General features: G+C 45.0%; 19 protein-coding genes, 1 other RNA gene and 1 pseudogene. 7 read left to right on the top strand and 14 right to left on the bottom strand.

Features of this window, described 5'->3' with window-relative positions; genetic code table 11:
• Positions 1 to 741 precede the first annotated feature (741 nt).
• Positions 742 to 915: pseudogene (locus AMBT_RS02470) on the bottom strand (Type I secretion system protein TolC); the annotation flags it as partial.
• A 300-nt stretch (positions 916 to 1,215) separates the two neighbouring features.
• Between AMBT_RS02470 and AMBT_RS02465 the strand changes: the two are divergent.
• On the top strand, positions 1,216 to 1,419 hold the full coding sequence (locus AMBT_RS02465) for a hypothetical protein (RefSeq protein WP_013782993.1): 204 nt from the start codon (positions 1,216 to 1,218) through the stop codon (positions 1,417 to 1,419).
• A gap of 449 nt (positions 1,420 to 1,868) precedes the next feature.
• Here AMBT_RS02465 and AMBT_RS02460 read toward each other — a convergent pair whose 3' ends face one another.
• The 5 genes from AMBT_RS02460 to gcvT all read right to left on the bottom strand — a co-directional run bounded on the left by AMBT_RS02460 (position 1,869) and on the right by gcvT (position 7,730).
• Positions 1,869 to 2,654: a hypothetical protein gene (locus AMBT_RS02460; RefSeq protein ID WP_013782992.1), complete on the bottom strand. Its 786-nt coding sequence runs from the start codon at positions 2,652 to 2,654 to the stop codon at positions 1,869 to 1,871.
• Between the two features lie 3 nt (positions 2,655 to 2,657).
• The gene (locus tag AMBT_RS02455) at positions 2,658 to 2,864 is read right to left on the bottom strand and encodes a hypothetical protein (RefSeq protein WP_013782991.1); all 207 of its coding nucleotides are present in this window, start codon (positions 2,862 to 2,864) and stop codon (positions 2,658 to 2,660) included.
• 329 nt (positions 2,865 to 3,193) lie between these two features.
• A complete protein-coding gene (gcvP, locus tag AMBT_RS02450) occupies positions 3,194 to 6,091 on the bottom strand; it encodes an aminomethyl-transferring glycine dehydrogenase (RefSeq protein WP_013782990.1) in 2,898 nt (965 codons plus the stop codon).
• 143 nt (positions 6,092 to 6,234) lie between these two features.
• The gene (gcvH, locus tag AMBT_RS02445) at positions 6,235 to 6,624 is read right to left on the bottom strand and encodes a glycine cleavage system protein GcvH (protein WP_013782989.1); all 390 of its coding nucleotides are present in this window, start codon (positions 6,622 to 6,624) and stop codon (positions 6,235 to 6,237) included.
• A gap of 26 nt (positions 6,625 to 6,650) precedes the next feature.
• A complete protein-coding gene (gcvT, locus tag AMBT_RS02440) occupies positions 6,651 to 7,730 on the bottom strand; it encodes a glycine cleavage system aminomethyltransferase GcvT (protein WP_013782988.1) in 1,080 nt (359 codons plus the stop codon).
• A gap of 137 nt (positions 7,731 to 7,867) precedes the next feature.
• Between gcvT and AMBT_RS02435 the strand changes: the two genes are divergently transcribed.
• Positions 7,868 to 8,716 carry a LysR substrate-binding domain-containing protein gene (locus tag AMBT_RS02435; protein WP_013782987.1) on the top strand — a complete coding sequence of 283 codons (849 nt, stop codon included), beginning with the start codon at positions 7,868 to 7,870 and terminating at the stop codon, positions 8,714 to 8,716.
• 154 nt (positions 8,717 to 8,870) lie between these two features.
• Here AMBT_RS02435 and AMBT_RS02430 read toward each other — a convergent pair whose 3' ends face one another.
• The 8 genes from AMBT_RS02430 to AMBT_RS02395 form a co-directional block, all read right to left on the bottom strand.
• Entirely contained in the window at positions 8,871 to 9,683 is an 813-nt protein-coding gene (locus AMBT_RS02430) for a hypothetical protein (RefSeq protein ID WP_013782986.1), read from the bottom strand.
• A gap of 240 nt (positions 9,684 to 9,923) precedes the next feature.
• The gene (locus AMBT_RS02425; protein WP_013782985.1) at positions 9,924 to 11,228 is read right to left on the bottom strand and encodes a M24 family metallopeptidase; all 1,305 of its coding nucleotides are present in this window, start codon (positions 11,226 to 11,228) and stop codon (positions 9,924 to 9,926) included.
• Between the two features lie 61 nt (positions 11,229 to 11,289).
• The gene (locus tag AMBT_RS02420; protein WP_013782984.1) at positions 11,290 to 12,201 is read right to left on the bottom strand and encodes an EamA family transporter; all 912 of its coding nucleotides are present in this window, start codon (positions 12,199 to 12,201) and stop codon (positions 11,290 to 11,292) included.
• A gap of 71 nt (positions 12,202 to 12,272) precedes the next feature.
• Positions 12,273 to 13,955 (bottom strand): M28 family metallopeptidase, encoded by a 1,683-nt coding sequence (locus tag AMBT_RS02415; protein WP_148259151.1) that lies wholly within the window; start codon positions 13,953 to 13,955, stop codon positions 12,273 to 12,275.
• A 251-nt stretch (positions 13,956 to 14,206) separates the two neighbouring features.
• A complete protein-coding gene (locus AMBT_RS02410; RefSeq protein ID WP_013782982.1) occupies positions 14,207 to 15,391 on the bottom strand; it encodes an FAD-dependent 2-octaprenylphenol hydroxylase in 1,185 nt (394 codons plus the stop codon).
• A 114-nt stretch (positions 15,392 to 15,505) separates the two neighbouring features.
• Entirely contained in the window at positions 15,506 to 16,747 is a 1,242-nt protein-coding gene (locus AMBT_RS02405; RefSeq protein ID WP_013782981.1) for an FAD-dependent oxidoreductase, read from the bottom strand.
• On the bottom strand, positions 16,744 to 18,102 hold the full coding sequence (pepP, locus tag AMBT_RS02400; RefSeq protein ID WP_013782980.1) for a Xaa-Pro aminopeptidase: 1,359 nt from the start codon (positions 18,100 to 18,102) through the stop codon (positions 16,744 to 16,746). Before pepP ends, AMBT_RS02405 begins: the two co-directional genes overlap by 4 nt.
• 151 nt (positions 18,103 to 18,253) lie before the next feature.
• Complete coding sequence (locus AMBT_RS02395) at positions 18,254 to 18,820, bottom strand: UPF0149 family protein (protein WP_013782979.1); 567 nt, start codon at positions 18,818 to 18,820, stop codon at positions 18,254 to 18,256.
• Between the two features lie 394 nt (positions 18,821 to 19,214).
• On the opposite strand from AMBT_RS02395, the gene ssrS reads away from it, so the two are divergent.
• The 5 genes from ssrS to AMBT_RS02375 all read left to right on the top strand — a co-directional run bounded on the left by ssrS (position 19,215) and on the right by AMBT_RS02375 (position 23,639).
• Positions 19,215 to 19,396, top strand: a non-coding RNA gene (ssrS, locus tag AMBT_RS22085) — 6S RNA.
• A gap of 21 nt (positions 19,397 to 19,417) precedes the next feature.
• Positions 19,418 to 20,314 (top strand): ribokinase, encoded by an 897-nt coding sequence (locus tag AMBT_RS02390; protein ID WP_013782978.1) that lies wholly within the window; start codon positions 19,418 to 19,420, stop codon positions 20,312 to 20,314.
• Between the two features lie 22 nt (positions 20,315 to 20,336).
• On the top strand, positions 20,337 to 21,278 hold the full coding sequence (locus AMBT_RS02385; protein WP_013782977.1) for a nucleoside hydrolase: 942 nt from the start codon (positions 20,337 to 20,339) through the stop codon (positions 21,276 to 21,278).
• A gap of 75 nt (positions 21,279 to 21,353) precedes the next feature.
• Positions 21,354 to 22,973, top strand: a complete 1,620-nt coding sequence (locus AMBT_RS02380) for a GAF domain-containing hybrid sensor histidine kinase/response regulator (RefSeq protein ID WP_013782976.1) — start codon at positions 21,354 to 21,356, stop codon at positions 22,971 to 22,973.
• 54 nt (positions 22,974 to 23,027) lie between these two features.
• Positions 23,028 to 23,639, top strand: a complete 612-nt coding sequence (locus AMBT_RS02375; RefSeq protein ID WP_232363177.1) for a 5-formyltetrahydrofolate cyclo-ligase — start codon at positions 23,028 to 23,030, stop codon at positions 23,637 to 23,639.
• Positions 23,640 to 23,705: the final 66 nt, after the last annotated feature.

Here is a 23,705-nt window from a genome sequence, read left to right as displayed (position 1 = left end):
GTAAAATATTTTATTTTTTGGCGTTTTACCCCTTAATTCTAGTAGTGTGCCTAAGTCACTTTTTTTCTTTTTTTAACTCGCCCAAATCTCTTGGCTTAGATTTTTTAAACTATTTTCTTTACATAGAAAACGATAAGATTACCTTAGGAGAATACACAAATTTATTTATTAGTAAGAATGGTGCTTTTTATAAATTTCGAATTGACTCTGATTATTTCAAGATGAACACCTCTTTCTTTTATTTAAGTGAAAAAAACTTAGACTTGAAAAAATTACTCATAAACTCTCCGCACATTCATCTATTGTAATATTTATGGCTTTTATTAATTTAGTTGTATTCATCCTGGCTTTGACATTATCACTCACAATTTCAGAGAAAAAAATTTACGCTCCAGCTGAAAATATATTATTTTTTGTTTTATTTATGTTTTTTTTCGTACCTTTTCTTACTTCTTATTTAAAAGGCTACTTTCCAGCAATAGATAGAAAGATACAAAAAAAAGAATCTCCTTTTCTTTTCGGGCTTTACCAAGCATCGAGTGGTTTTATCACCTTTTTTCTATTTGGTAGTTTTATTAAATCGATTATGTATTGATAAAGTACAACGCTAGATTATACTTCCATATCGTAAAAGTGCTCTACTCCTTAGAGAGCCCCACAAATTTAATTTCATGTGCCTCTGTCCCTAGCCTACTAAGGAGAAATGCTACTTTAGTATTAAACAAGACAGTCATCTTTAGAAATAGCAAATACTTCACTTAACATATGAATACGGTCTTCCCCCCATTGGCGACGATGCTCAAAGCTTTTGCCGTCTTGTTCACCACATAAGAATGCGCGGCGTACACAGCGAGAAACGCAGTGATAATATGAAGTATCCAATAAACTAACTTGCGACTTTCTGGGTTTAGGCATCAGGGTTTTCTAACGTTGGTTTACTCCTTTAACAGTGTGAATAGCTAACCAAATTAAAGAAAGTGTACTGCTGTCAGTTTCGGTACCACGTGTTATGCCTGTCTTATTAGCTTGATAAATATAAATAAGTATGCGGCGTTACTATGCATGCATAGTAACAACACTAAATTTCCTAGAAATAATCATTAGAAACAGGGTAAGCTATTAAAAAGAATTAACTATGAGGCGTTTGAGAAATGGCAAAAGACCGTTGTTTCAATGAAGTCTTCATAATAAGTTTTTATATTTCAAGGAGTATTCATGCTTGGCCTGATCTACGATATTGTTGGTTATAATGACGCAGGGCAGAAGTGTCACCCTTTCAAGGGTAAACAAGGAACCAAAAAAGGCTTCTACAGTTACACACTCCTTAACGACAACAAAACTTTCAAACCAATTACAGAAACAGAACTCCGTAAAAAATTGAAGACGGTAACTTTACCGGAGTTGGCCGTATCCGCATGATACCTGAAGGTACTACAAAGACTTCAGGGCCGGTGCTTTATCGGTACATTCGTATTTAGGAAAAAGGTTAGTCTGAAATATAACAATCACATTAAGCCGCTCGCAGGCTCGCTGGACAGTAACACGTGGGCGGTCGCTTCGCTCGGATTTTAGCCCACGTGTTACTGCCCCTTATGTGGGTGTTAATGTTCGCTTTAGAGTAAATAGTTCAATCAAAACTAAATATCGGCTACGTCTGGTTATCGCTAATTGCCGTCGTTAGAATCTTAATGCTTCAACAACTGCTTCACGAACGGAGCCGCCCAACTGAGTCAGAGACATCTTGAGACAATGTGCGGACGTTAGAGGAGGGATTTCTTACCTCTGGTCTTGGTCAATAGCGGATTGTTAAACGCCATTGCACTTGGTTTTGAATTGGGACTATGTAATTTCGGAAATGCTTAAATCAACTATCTTTTCGAAAAAGGAACTCGCTTCGGTTTTTCGGTGAATTCCTTTTTTCGCTCTAAAAACTGCTGATACACGTCAAAGTCAAAGCGCGCCACTGACTCAATAAGCTCTTGCCGTAGCGTGACTTTTATCTCAACTTTCGTATCGATGCTTTCATATTGTGTTGTGAAGTTTACTGTGAGGTTATCTTTATCCCTATAACCTGATATGTGGGGGAGTATTGATATTTCTTGATCCATTCCTTCTGACTCATTTGGCTCCCCCAACGAAACGACCTGCCCGACATACACTTTGCGATTTGATAATGAGATGAGGACCGACTGGTCGTTGATGTACGAATACAAAAGTTCGCTATCTAATGGACTATCAGAGAGTACGTCTGACATTAGCTTTATCTTAGGATCGACGCCCTCTTTTTGCTGAAATTGATTCATAGCCCAATTAGTAACCCAGACACGAATAAATGCTACGCCGTGCATTGTAACTGCTATCAAAAATAACCACGTCAATTCACTGGCATTCGAGTGTTTGGGAACAATTCCTTTAACAAGAGTTAATACGAAGAAGTATAAGTCAATCGGAACACAAAACATCGTTGGAGGAACGAAGGCATTTAGTATTGCTACTATTAAAAGTGCGTAAAAAAGACATTGAACACCGAGCCAAGCACTTTTCAAATAGAGTTGCTGACCTTCATATCGGTGAAGTTTATAAAAATGGGGAAGACTGTAGTAACAAATAAAAAAACCGCACGTAAGTACGGGTAATAACAAAAATGCGAGCATTTATTATCCTTTGGATTTGCTCAGCCTTACAATATCGGCTGCCTTCCTTGCATCATCCTTAAATTTAGTTGAGCGTCGAACTTCATCGGTATCGACCACTAACGTTCCGCGTCCCACAACCTTGCGAGACTTGTTGGCTGAGGATTTTAGGCTCTGGACGACATCATTGTCAGCATCGAAACCTACAATCCAATTGATGATAGCACCCATAAAAGGACCCCATTGCTTCGACAGATATGCTGTATATATTAGCACTCTTTTCAGAAATTGCTAGGTATTCAGACGGACTCCCTTGAAGAGGATATATCGTTAAATGACTTACTTAACTACTTTGTAAAATTGGGTGTCACAGACCGCTAATCGCTCATTGCAGCCTATCGAACAGGATGACACCGAGGGGCTGTTTTACGTACACAGCAATCGATTAAACACTAGCACTCAAAGGTATAAACTGGCACAAAAAAGCGAGCCAAATGGCTCGCCTTTCAAATAACTCAGCACTAGCAGCAACGCTGCTAGCTCAAAAACAACCTACTCCCCTACCCCTCAATATAACTCTCAATACTAGGGCAAGAACAAATCAAATTACGGTCCCCAAATACGTCATCAATGCGGTTTACCGACGGCCAGAATTTGTTTCTGTGTACTTCTGGTACTGGGTACGCCGCTAGGTTGCGGTCGTAGCTGCGGTTCCAGTCGCTGTCACAAATATCGGCTAGCGTATGTGGTGCATTGTGTAACGGGTTGTCGGTGGCATCCCACTCGCCACTTTCTACTTTCGCCACTTCTTGGCGAATGCTTATCATGGCGTTCACGAAGCGGTCTAGCTCGTATTTCGCTTCCGACTCAGTCGGCTCAATCATGAGTGTACCCGTTACTGGGAAGCTCATGGTTGGCGCGTGGAAACCGTAGTCGTTTAAGCGTTTTGCTATGTCTACTTCGGTTACACCGCTGGCTTCTTTTAATGGGCGCAAGTCAATAATACATTCATGCGCTACGCGGCCGTTTTGGCCTTTGTACAATACGTTGTAATGCCCTTCTAATGCCTTGGCTACGTAGTTAGCGTTAAGTATGGCTACTTCGGTTGCTTTACGTAGGCCAGCCGAGCCCATCATTTTAATGTACATGTAGCTTATTGGCAGAATAGACGCACTGCCCCACGGGGCTGCTGAAACCGCACCACAGTCTTTACCTGTTGTTTCAATATTCACTACCGTGTGGTTTGGTAAGAAAGGCGCAAGGTGCGACTTAACACCAATTGGCCCCATACCTGGGCCGCCGCCACCGTGAGGAATACAGAAGGTTTTGTGTAGGTTTAAGTGCGATACGTCTGAGCCTATATAACCAGGTGACGTAATGCCCACCTGCGCGTTCATGTTCGCGCCATCCATGTACACTTGGCCGCCGTACTGGTGCACAATTTCACACATTTCACGAATAGTTTCTTCGTACACGCCGTGGGTAGATGGGTAAGTGATCATAGCGCACGATAAGTTATCGCCCACTTCTTCGGCTTTCTTGCGAAGGTCGTCTAAATCTACGTTACCGTTGTTGTCACACTTCACTACCACTACATTTAGGCTAACCATTTGTGCCGAAGCTGGGTTAGTACCGTGTGCTGAACTTGGTATTAAGCATACGTTTCTGTGCCCTTCACCGCGGCTTTCATGGTAACGCTGAATGGCCAACAAGCCTGCGTATTCACCCTGTGCGCCTGAGTTAGGTTGCATAGAAAGGTTGTCGTACCCGGTTACGTTAATTAACCACTCGGCTAGCTCGGCAATCATTTCTTGATAGCCTTCTGCTTGGTTTAGTGGTGCAAACGGGTGAATTTGGCCAAACTCTGCCCACGTTACGGGTATCATTTCCGCGGTAGCGTTTAGCTTCATGGTGCATGAACCCAATGAGATCATTGAGTGGTTCAAAGCTAAATCTTTACTCTCTAAGCTTTTAATATAACGCAGCATTTCAGTTTCTGAATGGTACTGGTTAAACACTTCGTGAGTAAGGATATCGCTGATGCGTAGTAGGTTTTCTGGAATGGCGCTAGCAGGCTGCGTGGTTACATCGGCATCTAATGCTTCTACGCTTAAGCCGTGGTCGCTGCCTAGAATAACGTTAAACAAGGTAGCAATGTCTTCACGGGTAGTGGTTTCATCAATTGAAACCCCTACTGCGCCTTCTAGGTCGGCACGTAGGTTTAGCCCGTGCTCGTAGCCTTTGTTTAGTACGGCGTCTTTGTTATCTACCAATACTGTTAGGGTATCGAAGTAGGTGCTGTGCTTAAGGGCTGCGCCTTTTTTCGTTAGCCCTGTCGCTAAAATACTGGTTAAGCGGTGTATGCGCTGAGCAATGGTTTTTAAGCCTTTAGGGCCGTGGTATACAGCGTAAAAGCTGGCCATGTTGGCTAGCAATACTTGCGCGGTACAAATGTTCGAGTTAGCTTTTTCGCGGCGAATATGTTGCTCGCGAGTTTGCAATGCCATACGCAGTGCTGGGCGGCCGCGGGTGTCTTTACTTACGCCAATAATACGGCCAGGCAATGAACGCTTGTAGCTGTCGCGTGTTGCGAAGAAGGCAGCATGTGGGCCGCCGTACCCCATTGGTACACCGAAGCGTTGTGCGCTGCCTAAGGCAACGTCTGCGCCTAGTTCACCGGGCGATTTTAATAACACCAAGCTCATTAGGTCGGCGGCTACTGCCACTATGCCTTTTTTGGCTTGTACCGCGGCAATAATGTCTGAAATATCGCTAACTTCACCGGTAGTGCTTGGGTATTGCAGTAACGCACCAAATACATCGTGATCGGCAGCTTCGCTAGCCGGGCCGGTAATAATACCAAAACCAAACATTTCAGCGCGTGTGGCTACTACGTCGTGAGTTTGTGGGTGTACGTCGTCAGCAATAAAGTAACTGCTGGCTTTTTTGTTTTTTGATACACGCTTTGCCAATGTCATGGCTTCAGCGGCGGCGGTGCCTTCATCAAGTAATGAAGCAGACGCTAGCTCTAAACCGGTTAAATCAATGGTTAACTGTTGGAAGTTAAGAATAGCTTCTAAACGGCCTTGGGCAATTTCTGGCTGATACGGGGTGTAGGCGGTGTACCAACCTGGGTTTTCCAATACATTGCGCAAAATAACGTTAGGCACGTGGGTGTCGTAATAGCCCATACCAATGAAAGATCGGTTCACTACGTTTTTGCCAGCAACTGTTTTTAATGCGGCTAGTGCATCTACTTCGGTTGCCCCTTCGCCTACTTTTAGCGGCTCTGGTAGCGCTATGCCAGCCGGTACGGTTTGCGCAATTAAATCGTCTAACGATGTTGCGTCAATGGCCGACAGCATTTGTTGAATTTCTTCTTCGCCTGGGCCTACGTGGCGGCGAATGAATGCGTCTTTTTGCTCTAGTTGAGCTAATGTAGGGGAAGTATTCGACATAACGTTGTTAAGCACTCGCAATGTATTGCCCCGAAAGGCAGGATAAAACACAAATAAAAACGTAAAGATAAAAAGGGGCCAATTAGAAGCCCCTTTTTAATTATTACTGGTTACTACGCTCCGGTTTAGAAGCAACTAACGAATTATTCTTCGTCAATGCTGTTTTCATAACCTTCAGCGTCTAACAAGCCTTCAACTTCTTCGGCATCATCTGCTTTAATTTTGAATAACCAGCCATCGCCGTAAGGGTCTGAGTTTACAAGCTCTGGTGAATCTTCTAGGTCTTCATTAACGCCAACGACTTCGCCGCTAATAGGCGCGTAAACGTCTGAAGCCGCTTTTACCGATTCAGCAACAGCGATATCGTCGCCAGTACTTACGGTGTCGCCAACGTCTGGCAGTTCTACAAATACCATATCGCCAAGCAAGCCTTGAGCGTGCTCAGAAATACCTACTGTGAATACCCCGTCACCTTCTGGGCGAACCCATTCGTGGGTAGATGCGTAACGTAAATCTGTTGGAATGTTGCTCATAATCGTTCCTGTTATTCTCTGTTAACTTATAAAACACTTTTTCCGTTGCGAACAAAGGAGGGCTTAACCACTTTTACTGTAACCCACTTTTTGCGCATTTCCACCTCAACAGTTTCGCCAACATCTGAAGGTACTCGTGCTAACGCAACAGAGTGGCCTAATGTAGGTGAAAATGTGCCCGAGGTAATAATGCCTTCGCCGCTTTCGGTTCTAATTTTTTGACCGTGGCGCAACACGCCTTTATCTGTCATCACTAAGCCAACTAACTTGTCGGTACCGGCTTCACGCTGTGCTTCTAGTGCGCTGCGGCCAACAAAGTTACGGTCGCTTGGTTCCCACGTAATAGTCCAGCCCATGTTAGCGGCTAGTGGCGATACGGTTTCATCCATATCTTGGCCGTACAAGTTCATGCCTGCTTCTAAACGAAGGGTGTCACGTGCACCTAAACCGCAAGGCTTAACGCCTGCGTCTAGCAAGTTTTGCCAGAAGCCAGCGGCTTCACTAGTAGGCACCATAATTTCGTAGCCTGCTTCACCGGTGTAACCCGTAGTAGCAATAAATAAATCTTCAGCTTGCACACCGAAAAATGGCTTCATGCCTGCAACCGCTTCTTTTTGCGCGGCGCTGAAAAGCGTTGCGGCTTTTTCTTTGGCGTTAGGGCCTTGCACGGCAATCATGGCGAATTCTGGGCGTTCGGTAATAGATACGTCGAAACCTTCGGCGTTGCTATTAAGCCAGTTCATGTCTTTTTCGCGTGTGGCTGAATTTACTACTAGGCGATAGTTAGTTTCATCGAAGTAATAAACAATTAAATCATCTACCACGCCGCCTTCTTCATTAAGCATGCCGCTGTATAGCGCTTTGCCTTTTATTTGAAGTTTAGCAACGTCGTTGGCAAGAAGGTGTTGAAGGTATGCTTTGGCTTGTGTGCCTTTTACATCAACAATGGTCATGTGCGACACGTCAAACATGCCTGCATCTTGGCGAACAGCGTGATGCTCTTCTATTTGCGAACCATAGTTAATTGGCATATCCCAGCCAAAGAAATCAACCATTTTGGCACCAGATTCTAGGTGCTTTGCATGTAGGGCGGTGGTGTTAGACATTCCACATTCTCTTAGGTAAGGGTAGAAAACACCATCGAGTATAGTGAGTGAAATAAAGCACAACAAATTGAAAATTCTTATCAATACATTTATAAAGGTAATGTTTACGATTTACTACATCAGGAATTCAAATCTTAATGAAGCAGCTATCGCTAGATAATTTGCGCACTTTTGTGAGTGTTATAGAGCTTGGCGGCTATGCCAAAGCGGGGGAATTTGTGGGCCGTTCTCAGCCTGCTATTAGTTTGCAAATAAAAAAACTAGAATCCCAGTTAGAGCGAAAGCTGTTTACTAAAGTAGGCCAACGGCACTTGCCTAGCGCCGATGGCAATTGGCTTTACCCTAAAGCCAAGGAATTACTAGAGCTTAACGACAACATATTTAAAAGCCTAATTCCTGCGCCGTTAAGTGGCCGGTTGCGTTTGGGTATTCCTAACGAATTTGCATCTACCTTACTGCCTGGGCTTATTGGTGAATTTTCGAAGCGCTACCCTGATGTGTCGCTAGAGGTAACATCGTCACTTAGCCGAGATTTACTGCACCCTAGCCAGCGCGATCATTTTGATTTAATTTTAGCGCTGGTAAACCCTAGTGAAGATACCAAAGGGGAAGTGGTACTTGAAGATGAAGTAGTATGGGTAGGTGATGCCACCCGCCCTTTTGTAGGCGACAGCATTCCGTTAGTACTTGCCCCCGATGGCTGCATGTACCGAAGCCGGGTGATAGAAGAACTAAAACAGCAAACCTTTGCGTGGAAAATTACCTATACCAACGCCGATTTAGGCGGTTTGGTGGCGGCTATTCAACAAGGCTTAGGCATTACCGCCCTTGCCCGCTCTAGTTTGCCGCCAAACTTATCGCCCCTTAACCACCCTAAACTCCCTAAACTAGGCAGAGTAAATATTTGCCTATTTAACCAAGACACCCAACACCCGGTTATTAGTAAAACGTTGGCGGAGTTTATAACCAGTAGATTACGTGGGTAGTGCAGCTTACCAACCGGCTACTTAAACTCAGTGTGCTAGCTATGAAAAAGCACGTTACACAATAAAACTAAGCCGCAATCTTTATGCACGATTGCGGCTTATTTGTTGGCATCAAACTCGCGTTTTTTGTGTAAAGAAATTTACACCGACGTTACTAATAGATATTTAAATAAAACAAAGACTGCAGCGTCATCGTTTCGTCCTGAAGGTAACTTGGGTTTCTTTCGCACGTATTTTCGGTGCCATCAATAATACCCGCTAATACTTGCCCGCCATCTTCTCTACATACGGTGCGCTCATGGGGTCGTTCGCTTCTAAGGTTAGGGTTCGTAGAGCCTGGGAAAACGTCGTCGAACCCCACTAAACCAAGGGTTTGCGCTACAGGCGACCACGTTTCGCCTGGCCCACGAGGATCCTTCCAGTAATAGCAATAACCACCCGTTAAAAACGTCCAGCTATCGGCACTAGCCCGTGATCTTTGGTCATGATAGTTACCATGGGAATATTTACCAACATAAACAATAGGATGCTCACCATCTTTTTCTATTGTGTCAGCAGATTTGGTGTAGCGCCCATTGTGCTGCCAATAAGTCACGTGCTCAAGTTCGTGGTTTACTACATGTACCGTAATAGCCTCCCAATCGTCTGCGTGCCCACTATCCCACGTGGTACATCCGTTTTGGTCACCATAGTAGTTCCAGTAGGTAATCAACTTGTGTGTTTTACCGTTTACATTTTCTTCGTAGGTTTCCCAGAAAACGGGAACATTTGTGGCTTGATACTCACTTCGAGTAACGCACTCTCCGCTATTTGCGCCATTAGCCGGGCTGGTTGGCCAACATTCATTATCAGTTCTTAATTTGTACACAGGTTTGAAATCATTCACGTCATCTGCATAGGTGTTTTCAATCTGCCCTGCCAGTCCAGCAACAACGCACATTACGCTTACATAGAAATGTAGTTTCATTTCGTGCCCTTTTCTATTTAGGTTATTTGTTGGTTGTACATGCTTATCTCAAATAGCTCATTGAGATACCAAGAAGAGCGTTTGCTTGCGCATAATGGGGACAACAAACAGCATGAAACTTATGTGACAGCCCAACTACCTTTTACAACAGTGGGAAAGAAGCCTGAAGGGGTGTGAGAAAAGACTAGCACTCGCTACACAAAGAATGGTAGCGAGTTTTTATCGCATTGCGCGAACGGATTAAACGACTAGTGGCACCAATTTACCCAACGGTTTTTCAATACTCTCTGGTGGTTCTGTAAAGTAAACCGGCGCTTTGTCGGTCATGTATAAACAGTCTTCTAGGCGCACGCCGAATTTACCTGGTATGTATAAGCCGGGTTCGTTTGAAAAGCACATGCCTTTGTTAAGTGGCGTGGTTTCGCCGCGCACAAAGTTCACGCTTTCGTGGCCTTCCATACCAATACCATGGCCGGTACGGTGGCTTAAGCCTGGCAACGCGTAGTCTTTATCGTAGCCTTGGGTAACATAATACTTGCGAACCGCATCATCTACTTTGCCAGCAGCCGTACCTATTTTAGCCGCAGCAAACGCCACGTTTTGGCCTTCACGCACGGTATTCCAAACATCTACCACCTGCTGTGATGCTTTACCAAATACCAATGTACGGCTAATGTCCGACTGATACCCATGTACGCTACAGCCGCTGTCTAACAATATTACCGAGCCTTCACTAATGGTTTGTTTGGCATTGGTGCCATGCGGGTACGCACTGGCGTCGTTGAACAACGCTAAGCACCATGCGCCACTGCCGCCCAATTGTTGCTGTGCGCTATTCATCAAGCTTTTCACTTGGGCTTGGCTCATGCCAATTTCAAGTTTGCTGAATACATACTCGTAAGCGCGAAGGGTGACTTCGTTGGCTTTATGCATAAGGGTAAGTTCAGCCGCCGTTTTATACATTCTACAGCCGCGGGTAACCGGCTCGGCTGCTACAATATTCATATTAGGCAGTGCCTTGGTTACGCCTGTTACTACAAAATAGCGAACGCTGCTTTCAAAGCCAATATTGCCTCTTTCGATACTGCGAGATTTTAATATGTTAGCGACCACATCGAACGGGCTTTCGTGTTCTTGCCATACTCGAACGTCGTCGCCCACTTTTAAACTTTCTAACACACTGGGTTGTTCAAAGAAGGGAGTAACCACGGCTACCTCACCTTTTTGCGGAATAACTAATGCGGTTAAGCGCTCGCTGCGCCACCACTGAATACCCGAGAAATAATCCATGGCCGCGCCCGGCTCTATGATCATGGCAGCCATATTATGCTGCGCCATTAACGACTGCGCTTTTTTAATACGCGCTTCACGCTCGGCATTGGTAATGGGCGAAACACCAGAAGTAATAGATTGTAACGATGACGAACTGCTATTTGCACTAGCACTCCCAGCGTCATTGGCATCAGCGAAAGCTGCGGTGGATGCTAAGGTAAGAGGGGCCAATGTTGCTGCGCCAGAAAGCTTTAGAAAATCGCGTTTGTTCATCATCATTCCTTTTTATAGATTTTTATCTGCCGAAAGACTATTTTTGAGGGTTAAGCCCACACTAGGCCCACATAACTAGCACCGCCGCTAGGGCAATGAGTAACAAGCCCACTATTTCTTGCAAGGTGACTTTATTTTTAAGCCAATAGTGCGCTAGCAGCAAGGTTAATAATACTTCTAATTGCCCTAAAGTTTTTACTAACGCCACATGTTGCAGCGCCATGGCAGTAAACCAGCATATAGAGCCGAAGCAACTCACCGCACTAATAGTAATGCAGTGGGGTAAACGCCCAACAATCTGTTTAAACACTTGAGGTTTGGTAACCAAAATATAACTGCTTAAACCAACGGCCTGAATACATAACACCCACAACAACACCCAAGCAGCACTGTGCACAAAAGGCATGGCTAGCATATGGCTGGCTTCGCGAACAAATAACGAGGTAAGTGCAAAGCAGGTTCCACACGCTATGCCTATCAACAAGGTTTTTAAACTTAAGCCCTGCGCTTTGTTGCCACTACTTAAGACAAATACGGCTAGCCCACCTATTCCAATGCCTATCCATCCGAGTAACGTTAAATAGCTGCCAAAAAACAGCATACCTAGCACGCCCGCCACCAGCGCTTCACTTTTGGCAAGCCCTGCTCCAATGGCAAAGTTCTTTTGTTTGAATAACACCACCATAAACGCGGTGGCTGCAATTTGAAGTACCGAGGCTAACAGTACAACGACTATAAATGAGAGGCTAAACGAAGCGCTTGATGCTTCTACTAAAGAGCTTCCAAAAGAAGGAAGAGGCTGAGGTGAAACTGTATGCAGAATAATTAAATAAATTAGGGCTATGGGTGGTGCGAATAAAAACCGAGAAAGGGTAACGCCCACGGTATCGACGTGAGCGCTAAGTTTGCTTTGCAGGGCATTTCGCACGGTTTGCATTACTACCGCACCAAGGGTGAAAAATACCCAGCTCATAGATGTTAATTCGCTTATTGTTTAGATGTTTTAAACCGCCGCTTTAGAACGGCCATTAAATATCAGCCGTACTACTGTTTTGGTGCTTCAGACTCTGCTGTTTCAGCCGCTGTTTCAACTAAGCCGGCGGCCGGTGCCTCTGGTCTGTCTATCAAGCGTTTTTTCTTAAAGTCTGAATCGCGTTTCCACACCGGCCATTGCTGGCCGTTTGCTAAATTAGACATCATGGTGCCAATTAAAGCTAAGTCTTGTTGTACACCGCCCAATGTCCAGCTTGGTAGGTAATCGTCGTCGGCTTTGTGGTAGCGGTTGGCTATAAAATTAGGGTCGGTATCGCCTAAGCTCATAAACAATAATGAAGGCACGCCTTGGCGAGCAAGCGCGAAATGATCAGAGCGAAAGAACAACCCATTTTGTGGGCGCGGATCGAGCTTCACCGAGCGCCCTTGCGCTGCGGCAGTAGCACTTAAATCATCTTCAAGTGAAGAGTACCCTTCGCCATACTGCAAAATATAATCTACCGCGTTATTTACGTTCATGCCGTCTATATTTAAAAACGCCACCATATTAGCGGTTGGAATAGGCGGATTTTTGGCAAAGTGATCGGCGCCCAGTAAGCCGGTTTCTTCGGCAGTAAATGCACTGAACATTAGGGTACGTTCAAACGGTGTTTGCTCGCTTTGTGCTACCAAGTTATTGGCTAGGGTTAGCACTCCGGCCACGCCCGAGGCATTATCTACCGCGCCATTATAAATCACGGTTTTACCGTTTTTCTCACTTTTCCCTAAGTGATCCCAATGGGCATGCAACATTACCCACTCGTCTGCGGCCGATGCGCCCGGCAATACGCCAGCTACGTTCAGCGACTGAGCATGGGTGATGGTATTTGAAAAGGTCAACGAGGCTTTCACTTTCATAGGAATAGGTTTGAACCCTGGCGTTGTTGCTTGTTCTTTAAGTGCGGCGTAATCTAGCCCAGCTTGTTCGAACACCGTACGTGCCGTATTAAGATGTAACCACCCCATTACGCCAACTTGAGATAAGTTTTTATTGTTATCTACTAAGGTGAATTTGGTATTTGAGTTAGAGTTTTCAACCACGCCCCAGCCATAACCAGCAGGCATGGTTTCGTGAACAATAAATACGGCTTCAGCGCCTTGGCGGGCGGCTTCTTCGTACTTGTAAGTCCAGCGGCCATAGTAGGTCATGGCATTGCCTTGGAATAAGTCAGGGTCTTTTGACGCAAAGCCAGGGTCGTTCACCAGCATAACCACTGTTTTGCCTTTCACATCTAACCCGGCGTAGTCATTCCAATTATATTCAGGCGCATTAATGCCGTAGCCCACAAAAATGACATCACTATTTTTTAATGTAATGTCTTTCACAATTCGTTGGGTTCTAGCGGTGAATGCACTGCCACCAGCAAAGGTGTGCTGGCCCAAGGTTAAGGCCATATCACCTGAAGGGGTAATTTTTGCCAAGGGCACAGGCTGGGTGTAGCTATCGCCAAAAGCCGGTTTTAAACCAAGGGCTTTGTAGGCTTCCACCAAGTAATTGACGGTAAGGGTTTCCCCTGCTGACAAGGGCCCGCGGCCTTCAAACTTGTCGCTTGCTAACGTACTAACGTGAGTACGGTATAAGTCTAAGTCGCTGTCGCTGATGGTAACCGTTGATGGCGTATCTGCCTGCGCTAACGCGGGTAGCGCTACACTGGCTGATCCTATACTGGCTAGCGCCAATAAGGCAAAAGCCATTAGCCCAGACTTACTGGTAGTAAGTGAAGAGGTGCGAACAGTAAACGAAGAAGTAAAACAAACTTTCTGGATAAATTGACGAATTATCATTAATTTAGGCGCTTGTATAAAACAGATACCTTAAGAGTATCGTTATACAGCGCCTAGCTCAATCGTTGGTATGCATTTGGGCGTATTTGGCTGCTTTTGTATGCGGCTTGAATGTGGCTGATAACGTGACTGAAAATGTGATCGGTTGTGCCTGAATGTGTTTAAAGCCCCATTGCGTGGTTGACAAAAGCCTGTTTAACCGCGCTAAGTTTATCGGTAGCGGCTAAGCCTACACCTCTAATTAGCTTCTTAAGCGGGTCGTTGCCATCGAATAAAAATTTAAACCCGTCCATCGCGGCAATCATCTTCATTGCCTCGGTTTTACGCGCTCGCTCGTAAGGGCGCAGGTAACGAAGCTGGCCTATGTCTTTTTGTTCCTCTAACAAGGTGCCGAGTAATGCAGCCAAGGCTAATGCGTCTTGCATACCTAAGTTGGCCCCCTGCCCCGCCAATGGATGAATAGTGTGGGCAGCATCGCCCACCAGCACTATGCCGTCTTTTGCCCATTCTCGGGCATAACGCATCGTTAGCGGAAATGCGGTTCTAGAGGTTTCAAGCGATACTGGGCCTAATGCATTGTTGCTTGCCGCTACTAGCGCATTACAAAATTCGCTATCGGAATACCCTTGTAAGGTTTTAGCAGCATCTGGGGTTTGCGACCATACAATAGAGCATACATTGGGGTCGCGCATAGGCAATAACGCTAATGGCCCTGTTGGCGTGAATGCTTGGCGCGCTACGTTTTCATGAGGTTGTTGGGTACGAATGTTTGCAACAATGGCGGTGTGTTCGTAATCGCGAAACGTAATAGGAAAATTAGCTTGTTTGCGCACGAAGGAATTAGCACCGTCGGCGCCCACTAATAATCTGCACGACAGCGCATCGCCGTTTTCTAGCATTAGCATGTTTTGCTGAGAGCTACTTAATACACGCTCTATGGTGGTATCAATTACCACAACGTTATCTTGCTTTAGTACCGAATGGGCTAGGCCATTAACTAAAGCAAGATTTTCGATAATAACGCCCAAGGTATCGCTTTCTAGTTCACCCCCAGTATCGTTACCTGCAAAGTGAATATCACCAAAGCTGTCTTTATCCCACACGTGCATGGCATTGTACGGGTTAGCTCTGCTTGCATCGATATGCTGCCAAACATCGGCTTTTTTCAACGCGCTAATATTAGCCTGATTAATTGCGCTAACCCGTGCCCCTGGCTTGTCGCCTAGTGGCTGGTCTATCAAGCCTTTATTTATAATAGCGATACGGCACGGCGCGTCTTTTAGCGCTGCGGCTAGGGTTAACCCTACTATTCCACCGCCTACAATGGCGATATCGGCATGTTGCATATCGGCTCTCTTTTTTTCTGTTTTTTTGGGTTCTAGATCTTGGTTTTAGCTTCTTGGTTTTAGCTTCTTGGTGCTAGGCTTTTGATACTAACTTTTTCCTGCCAGCCCTATAGCTTAAACACTGCGCCCATATCCTGTGGTTTGCTGCACAAACGCACGCTTCGCACTTGGTATCACATTTAATGCAGTTAGTGCCATATTTCTTGCTGCCACTAAGGGGAAATGACTATTCGAAAACGTACGTACTAACGTGTCGGTTAACGTAATAGTGGCGGTTCTGTCTTTACTGCGCTTGGCGGCGTAATCATTAAGTACGTTAAATTCCCCCGGATCGGTCACGCCTTTAAGCGTGTTCACCAAGGTAATAATATCGCGAAGTCCAAGGTTAAACCCTTGCCCTGCAATTGGGTGCAACGCTTGGGCCGCATTACCTACCACTACCGCACGATGGCTGGTAAGTGCATCGGTGTAACTTAATGCTAGTGGGTAGCTAGCCAATTCACTGATGGCTGTAATTTGCCCCTGCCGGTAACCAAATTCTTGCTGTAACCGCCGAATAAACGCTTCAGGGCTAAGCTGAATAAGTGATTCCGCGTGCTCACGAGCAACCGTCCATACTACGGAAAACCCCTTTCCTTTCGCCACATGCCCATTAATTTCACTGTCGAAAGGTAAAAATGCAACGGGCCCGTTTTTGGTAAAACGCTCGTAAGCTTTGTTGTGATGAGGCTCGCTAGTATGGGCATTGAAAATAATAGCCACTTGCTGGTAATCGTCAGTGTGGCGGGTTAGCCCTACTTGCTGAGCAAGTGAAGAGCGACCACCATCGGCAATCACCAAAAGTTTTGCATTAATGGTGCTGCCGTTATTAAGCGTGACTAGCGTACTGTCGGTTTCACGGGCTAAATGAGTGACCGTGGCGGGTGCAATGTGCTGATACTGCTTGCTTTGCGACATCACATTATGGGTAAGCGCACTTAGCGACACTACTTGCCCAAAGGTATTAATACCAAATTCACTGCTCGATAAATTCGTTAAGCCAATACCACCTTTATCGCTTACTTCAATATGTTCAATTTTGCCTTGATTTTGTTTTGCTAGCTCAGCTAGCCCTACGCCCATGGCATTTAACTCATTGACTGTTCGCCTAGCAAGGGCGATTACCCGCGTATCGGTTAACGGGTTAAAGACGTTGCTTTCATTAGAGGAGCTGCTTGCATTGGAAGAGCTAGCTGCATTTGAGGGGCTGGCGGCATCTACCAAAGTCACCGAAAGGCCCGCTTGTTCAGATAGGCCTTTAGCCAACACGCAGCCTACTATGCCGCCACCTACAATCACTACGTCTTGCTGGCTCACGCTTTAGAACCTTCTTTTGTATTTTCTTTTTTACTTTCTTTATTAGCTGGCTGTATCAGGGCTTCGATGTCTTTCACCGTTTTAGGTACATCGGCGGTTAGGATGTCTACGCCTGTTGCAGTCACCACAACATCATCTTCAATACGCACCCCAATACCTTTGTATTGTTCAGGCACATCGCTGTCGCTAGCAATATAAATACCCGGTTCTACGGTAAGCACCATGCCGGGTTTTAATAAGCGGTCTTGGCCGTTCAATTTGTAGTTACCTACATCATGCACATCTAAGCCTAAAAAGTGCCCTAGCCCGTGCATGTAAAACTGCCGCCATGCTTTTTGGTCAAGGTTTTCACCTACCGAGCCTTTTAACACGCCAAGGGCAACCAAGCCTTCGGTGATGACTTCAGCGCTGTGGGTCATAGCATCGGTTAAGGTAATACCTGGCCCAAGCATGGCCAATACACTCTCTTGTGCTTTTAACACCAACTCATATATCTCGCGCTGTGGCTTAGTAAATTTACCATTTACGGGGAAAGTACGGGTAATGTCTGCGGCATAACCCTGAAATTCAGCGCCTGCGTCTATTAGTACTAAATCGCCGTCTTGGATTTGCGATGAATTTTCGGTGTAATGCAAAATACAGGCATTTTCACCGCTACCCACAATTGTGCTGTAAGCCGGCGCGCGAGCACCTGCCATAGCGAACTCATGATGTAATTCCGCTTCCAGTTGATATTCGAAGCAGCCAGGTTTGGCATATTGCATAGCCCGCTTGTGCGCGCGGGCGGTAATTTCTGCGGCGGCTTTCATCATGGCCACTTCACAGGCCGATTTAAACACCCGCATTTCATGCAAAATAGGGCGAACGTCGGTAATAGTTTTGGGCGCTAAGGCTTCTTTTGGTGCATTGCGCAAAGTAGCAACAGCGCTATTCACCTGTGCATCGGCTTCTTCATTTTCACCTAAGGCGAAATAAAGATGGTCTTGGCCTTGAAGTGATTCAAGCAAAGCATCGCCTAGTTCAGATAGCTCAAAGGCTTCATCTAGGCTGAAGCGTGATAGTGCCGCTTCTGCGCCTAAACGTCTGCCTTGCCAAATTTCAGCGTCTTTATCTTTTGGTAAACACACCATGGCACGATAACTTTCACCATAGCGTGGATGATTCGATAAAATTAACCAAGCGTCGGCTTCTTCAAACCCGGTTAAATACCAAAAGTCGCTGTTTTGTCTGAACAAGTATTCAGTATCTCGGCTTCGGGTCACTAAACCTGCTGCCGGAATAACACAGACACTATTAGGCAAACATTGCGCTAACAGTCTATCTTGACGAGCGATAAATTCTTGCGCACTAATCATCTCATTCGCCTTTCTTCATCAATATTATAAAACTCATGCATCTAATGACGATCATGCTATTCGAAAGATTACCCTTACTTGTCACTTCACTCATGCCTTATGGAACAACGTTTTATTGCTTACGCGTTCCAACAAGCTTGAGATTATTTATTTAATGAACAGATGGCTTATCTTGCTGATCATCAAGCAAAGACTGCCCTAATTCGCTAAAGCACAAAATAGCGGATATCTTCACATATTCCATCACTTCAAATAAGGCGCGTTCCGACTCTTCATCGGCATCCATAGGTTCTTCCATACGGGCGATGTCAGCAAAATCTTCTAATGCTTCTTTTACATCGGCAGAACATTGCATTAAATCTTGCTGGTGTAAGCCAAATCCTAACATAAAGCCGTGCACCCAATTAATTAACGCTTCGCCTCTGTCATTGATAGGGGCTTGATCGTCAGGCAGCATTAACTGTAAGGCGAACTCAGGTTCAAGTAACTGCTGACACGTTTGATTAAACAATGTGTTTAACAGATAAGTGGTCGCATCGTTGAAGTTTTCACCTTGATTAATAGTGTCACTTAATGCAGAAAGCCACTTCTGATCGGTTAGCGACATTCCGCCACACAACATGCCACATAAAATACCGTGAACTTCGGCGCCATCTACCACTATGCCGTGTTGCGATAACTTGTTGCTAACGCTGTCGTAATCGAGCTGTTTTTCCACAAATAGGTTTCCTTTTTCGTTGAAACTTAATATTAGCAAAATAGCGCTATAAAACACACCATTGGTGATTTGGTCAGATGTTATTCAAGTAGTACTGGTCTTATGGGTTTTAACTGGCAACCTAGGATCAATTGCTCTATGATCGTCGTTACTGGATATGGAACTTCCTTTGCAGCAGATTAAGGTAAATGAGTAAAACAGACCTCACTTAAGCGAAGCAAATTTGAGCTTAAGTGAATAGCGTGTATAATTGCTGACCAACTGGTCAAGATTGGATTTATCGAATCTCATCAGTAATGGTTAAATTAGCTACGCAAATAATTCATTGGCGCTTTGGTGATCTACTTCACCCCACACCGCGTTTGATATACCCTGTTGCGTTATACAATAACAATGTTTCCTGGAATGTTCGCCAGTTCACTCTTGTCCCTGGCCGATGCTATTAAACTAGGAAGTTGAAACCATGGCTACTGTGCAAGCTCGGCTCGTATCGAGAAGCCTACGGCCATAGTGATGCTTCCGCCCTGAACTTTCGGTTCACGGGCGAACGATGAACAGCGGCATTTCGGGAGACGCCCTCTTTCGACGGAAGAAGAAATGGCAATAATAAATTTTGGCTCTATTAATATCGATCATGTTTATCAGGTAGATCACTTCGTTCAACCTGGTGAAACTCTTGCGTCTACTCACTACCAACAATTACTTGGTGGTAAAGGTGCGAACCAGTCAATTGCCCTAGCGCAAGCCGGTGCAGATGTTCGTCACGTAGGCAGCATTCATGAAAATGACGCAACGTTCAAACAAACGCTAATTAAAAAAGGCGTAGATTGTCGTGGTGTTAAATGCTCTGAAACCCCTTCAGGTCATGCCATTATTCAAGTAACGCCCAGTGGCGAAAATGCTATTGTGTTATTTGGTGGCGCAAACCAAACCATTACTGCCGATACCGTAAACAAAGCGTTGTTAGATACGTCGTCTTCTGATTGGGTACTTACCCAAAACGAAACCAGCAGTATTGCTGACGTACTTCGCTTGGCAAAAGAAAGTCAGCTTAAAGTTGCCTTTAACCCTGCACCTATGAGTGAGTCGGTTAAAGCCCTTCCTTTAGATTGTATCGATTTACTGATTGTAAACGAGACGGAAGCAGCAGCATTAACGGATAAAGAAGAATTAGACGATATTCTTACGGTATTTAAAGAGCAGTGGTCTCATTGCGAAGTTATTATTACACTAGGTAAAGCGGGTGTAATGATGTTAAGAGGAAACGATACCATAGAAGTGGAAGCGTTTTCTGTTGATGCAGTAGATACCACAGCCGCTGGCGATACTTTTATAGGTTACTTTTTATCTGCTTACAGTACTCACACTGATGCGAAACGTGCATTAATTAGAGGTTGTGCAGCTTCTGCTATTGCGGTTACCCGAGAGGGCGCTGCGCAGAGTATTCCTACGCAGAAAGAAGTAGACCGTTTCTTGGCAAAGCACACTAAATAAAAAACGCACTAGAGTATTATTAATGGCACATAAGATAATTTTAGATACGGATCCTGGCATCGATGATGCAATGGCAATATTTTTTGCGTTTCAGTCTCCAGATATTGAAGTACTTGGTTTAACCACAGTTTACGGCAACGTACCTGTCACCATGGCGGCACAAAATGCCCTTACCCTTTGCGAAATTGCAGGTAAAGACATTCCAGTAACCAAAGGTGTTGGTATGCCTTGGGTGGGCCCTGAATCAACGTACGCGCATTTTGTACATGGTGATTATGGTTTTGGTCACATTAAACCAGAAGCGCCTAAAACCGAACTAGACCCTCGTAGTTCTGCTCAGTTTATTGTGGATATGGCCCGTAAATACCCTGGCGAAGTGACGCTTGTGGCTATTGGCCCATTAGGTAACTTAGCGCTAGCACTACGTTTAGAGCCAGAACTGCCCAAGTTAGTCAAGGGCGTTACCATTATGGGCGGCGCAGCCTTTGTACGTGGTAACGTAACACCACTTGCCGAAGCAAATATTTGGAACGATGCCTACGCTGCTGAAATTGTATTTGGTGCAGATTGGGACTTAACCATGTTCGGCTTAGACGTAACTAACGACACGCCGTTTTCTCCTTCTTTTGTTGAAACATTAGAAGAAAAGAATGCGAAGCTTGGTGGTTTTGTAAAAGACACTGCCCAGTTCTATATGGATTTCTATTCAGCCAATCGTGAGGATCGTGTTTGTTTCTTCCACGATGCATTCCCGCTTGCACATTTACGCCATCCTGAGTTATTCGAACTCACCGAAGGTCATGTGCGTGTTGGTACTGGCGAGCTAGATCGTGGTCAAACAGCAGTGGCCCCTAAGGGTACAACCCCTAGCCCACTGTGGAACAATGCGAACACCATTAAAGTGGCTACAAAAGTAGATCACGCTAAATTGGAACAATTGTTCATAGACACCTACGCTTTATAGATGTGAAAGGAGGCTCTTCTATGGTAGTCGGCCTCCTGTTTTCACATTTTAGTTGAGTTGAGGTAATGTGAAAGAATGATCCCTGCCAAGGTTCCAGCAAACGAAGAACAGCGTCTTAGAGAGCTATTAAGCTACGATGTACTTGATACGGACGCCGAACAACTCTTCGACGACTTAACTCAACTTGCTTCACAAATTTGTGACGCGCCCATTGCATTAATTAGCCTAGTTGACCCCGACAGACAATGGTTCAAATCTCGTGTAGGGATTGAAGCCACCGAAACCTCTCGTAATATCGCTTTTTGCTCACATGCTATTTTACAGCGTGAAGTGTTCGAAGTATCTAACGCAAAAGAAGATCCGCGCTTTCATGATAACCCGTTAGTGACGGGCGAGCCCAATATTCGATTCTACGCCGGCGCACCGCTATTAACGCCATCAGGACATGCCATTGGCACGTTATGCGCAATAGACGATAAACCCAAAACCCTAACTAGTCTTCAACGCAATGCACTTAAGACATTAAGTGAATCAGTGGTTGCGCATTTGGAATTGAAACGTAAGAACAGAGAACTTGAGCGAACCAGCCAGTTTAAATCTGACTTTCTTTCCTACATTAGCCATGAAATTAGAACGCCCCTAAATGCGATAAACACGTTCAGCAATTTGCTTGAAGGCGAAGCCAAGCAACTTTCACTGCCCACTAACTTTACAGACTCGCTTGGGCATATAAGCAAAAGCGGTGAGCGCTTGCTTGAAATAGTGAACTCTGTGTTGGATATGAAGCAAATAGAAGCGGGTAAAATGCGCGTCATGCCCCGCCCTGTAGGTACAGCTGACTTTTTCACTCATTTATTCTCGTTAACCCGAATTCGCGCTGAAGACGGGAATGTTATTTTTAATTCTGTTATTGATGACAATGTTCCCTACTCTCTTAATTTCGACGACACTAAGTTTGGACAAGTAGCCTTAAACCTATTATCGAATGCCATTAAGTACACTCATGCCAATAAGCACGTATCCATTCGAGTGAAGTACAAGCAAGGGAATTTGTTGCTGGCGATTAAAGACGAAGGCATCGGTATTAGTGAAGAGGAACAAAAAAAGCTCTTCGCACCATTCGAGCGAATGGAGAACGCGCATCAATTTGATGGTACAGGCTTAGGCCTAAATATTACCAAGAAGCTGGTTGAGTTGATGGGAGGGTCTATAAAACTTAGCAGTAAGCTAAACGAAGGTACTCACGTAAGCGTAGCCATTCCTGCAGAAAAAGTTAGCGCCGATACTATCGAGCACGATCCCGCGCTTTTACAGCCCCAAGAGCTAAATATTCCTACAGACTCTCACGTACTAGTAGTGGAAGATCATTATATTAATCAGATAGTGATTAAAACCATATTTGATAAACTTGGTTTGCCATTATCGGTTGTAGATAGCGGTGAAGAAGGCGTAGAGTATGTAAAATCGAACCCTGTAGATTTGGTGCTGATGGACATTAACTTACCGGGAATTGACGGAACAGAAGCCACTCGGCAAATTAAGAAAGTGCGCGCCACACTACCTGTTATAGCCTTAACCGCAGATGTTATCACGCAACGAGATTTGTTATTAAAAAATGGCTTAGACGACCTACTCACCAAGCCCGTTGAAAACGCAGAGCTTATTAGGGTACTTAATCACTATTTAGGAAAGTAAGACAACGTGGAGCCACTGGAAGCCTGCTGTATGAAACGGAACACGTCACAAATTATGTCAAAAAAAACATCACGAGTAACACTGCGAAAGGCATTAAGAGCATTGCGCAATGAATTACCTGAATCTGAGCAGCAGCACGCTGCTTTCGCAGTACGCGACAACCTCTTGTCATTACCCGATATTACCAACGCATCATCTATTGCTTGTTACCTGCCTAACGACGGTGAAGTAGACTTACGCCCCTTTATGCACGCATGCTGGAAGCTGAACAACGCATCTGCCCTTCATACTTCTTTGCCTGTGTTGCATCCAGTTTGCAAAGGCCACCTGCTTTTTCTTCGGTATACAGAAAAAACGCCAATGCGCGTGAACAAATACAACATTGAAGAGCCAATACTAGCCTGCTCAGATGTAATTCCGACCTTCCATCATCAGGTGATACTTATGCCATTGGTAGGGTTTGATGCGAGTGGAAATCGTTTGGGCATGGGCGGTGGCTATTACGACCGCACGTTAGCTAGCATTCAAGCACAAATCATAAAGCCAAAGCTCATAGGTATTGCCCACGATTGCCAGCAAGTAGACCAACTTCCGGTTCAGCATTGGGACATTCCTGTAAACGCTATTGTCACCCCAACACAGCAGTTGAGCTTTAATCGTACATAACGCACCGTAAATTCCCCTATCACGGTGGGTTAGCTAGCGGTTTTCCGGTAAACTGATGAAAATTTA

Source organism: Alteromonas naphthalenivorans, assembly GCF_000213655.1.
Classification (GTDB): domain Bacteria; phylum Pseudomonadota; class Gammaproteobacteria; order Enterobacterales; family Alteromonadaceae; genus Alteromonas; species Alteromonas naphthalenivorans.
This window is presented reverse-complemented; position numbering and strand designations above follow the sequence as displayed.

Excerpts from the sequence above, each read along its gene's own strand:
- AMBT_RS02460 (WP_013782992.1), bottom strand. The coding sequence starts at position 2,654 with ATGCTCGCATTTTTGTTATTACCCGTACTTACGTGCGGTTTTTTTATT.
- pepP (WP_013782980.1), bottom strand. The coding sequence starts at position 18,102 with ATGATTAGTGCGCAAGAATTTATCGCTCGTCAAGATAGACTGTTAGCG.
- AMBT_RS02385 (WP_013782977.1), top strand. The coding sequence starts at position 20,337 with ATGGCACATAAGATAATTTTAGATACGGATCCTGGCATCGATGATGCA.
- gcvT (WP_013782988.1), bottom strand. The coding sequence starts at position 7,730 with ATGTCTAACACCACCGCCCTACATGCAAAGCACCTAGAATCTGGTGCC.
- AMBT_RS02380 (WP_013782976.1), top strand. The coding sequence starts at position 21,354 with ATGATCCCTGCCAAGGTTCCAGCAAACGAAGAACAGCGTCTTAGAGAG.
- AMBT_RS02465 (WP_013782993.1), top strand. The coding sequence starts at position 1,216 with ATGCTTGGCCTGATCTACGATATTGTTGGTTATAATGACGCAGGGCAG.
- AMBT_RS02455 (WP_013782991.1), bottom strand. The coding sequence starts at position 2,864 with ATGGGTGCTATCATCAATTGGATTGTAGGTTTCGATGCTGACAATGAT.
- gcvP (WP_013782990.1), bottom strand. The coding sequence starts at position 6,091 with ATGTCGAATACTTCCCCTACATTAGCTCAACTAGAGCAAAAAGACGCA.
- gcvH (WP_013782989.1), bottom strand. The coding sequence starts at position 6,624 with ATGAGCAACATTCCAACAGATTTACGTTACGCATCTACCCACGAATGG.
- AMBT_RS02420 (WP_013782984.1), bottom strand. The coding sequence starts at position 12,201 with ATGAGCTGGGTATTTTTCACCCTTGGTGCGGTAGTAATGCAAACCGTG.
- AMBT_RS02390 (WP_013782978.1), top strand. The coding sequence starts at position 19,418 with ATGGCAATAATAAATTTTGGCTCTATTAATATCGATCATGTTTATCAG.
- AMBT_RS02435 (WP_013782987.1), top strand. The coding sequence starts at position 7,868 with ATGAAGCAGCTATCGCTAGATAATTTGCGCACTTTTGTGAGTGTTATA.
- AMBT_RS02415 (WP_148259151.1), bottom strand. The coding sequence starts at position 13,955 with ATGGCTTTTGCCTTATTGGCGCTAGCCAGTATAGGATCAGCCAGTGTA.
- AMBT_RS02410 (WP_013782982.1), bottom strand. The coding sequence starts at position 15,391 with ATGCAACATGCCGATATCGCCATTGTAGGCGGTGGAATAGTAGGGTTA.
- AMBT_RS02375 (WP_232363177.1), top strand. The coding sequence starts at position 23,028 with ATGTCAAAAAAAACATCACGAGTAACACTGCGAAAGGCATTAAGAGCA.
- AMBT_RS02430 (WP_013782986.1), bottom strand. The coding sequence starts at position 9,683 with ATGAAACTACATTTCTATGTAAGCGTAATGTGCGTTGTTGCTGGACTG.
- AMBT_RS02425 (WP_013782985.1), bottom strand. The coding sequence starts at position 11,228 with ATGAACAAACGCGATTTTCTAAAGCTTTCTGGCGCAGCAACATTGGCC.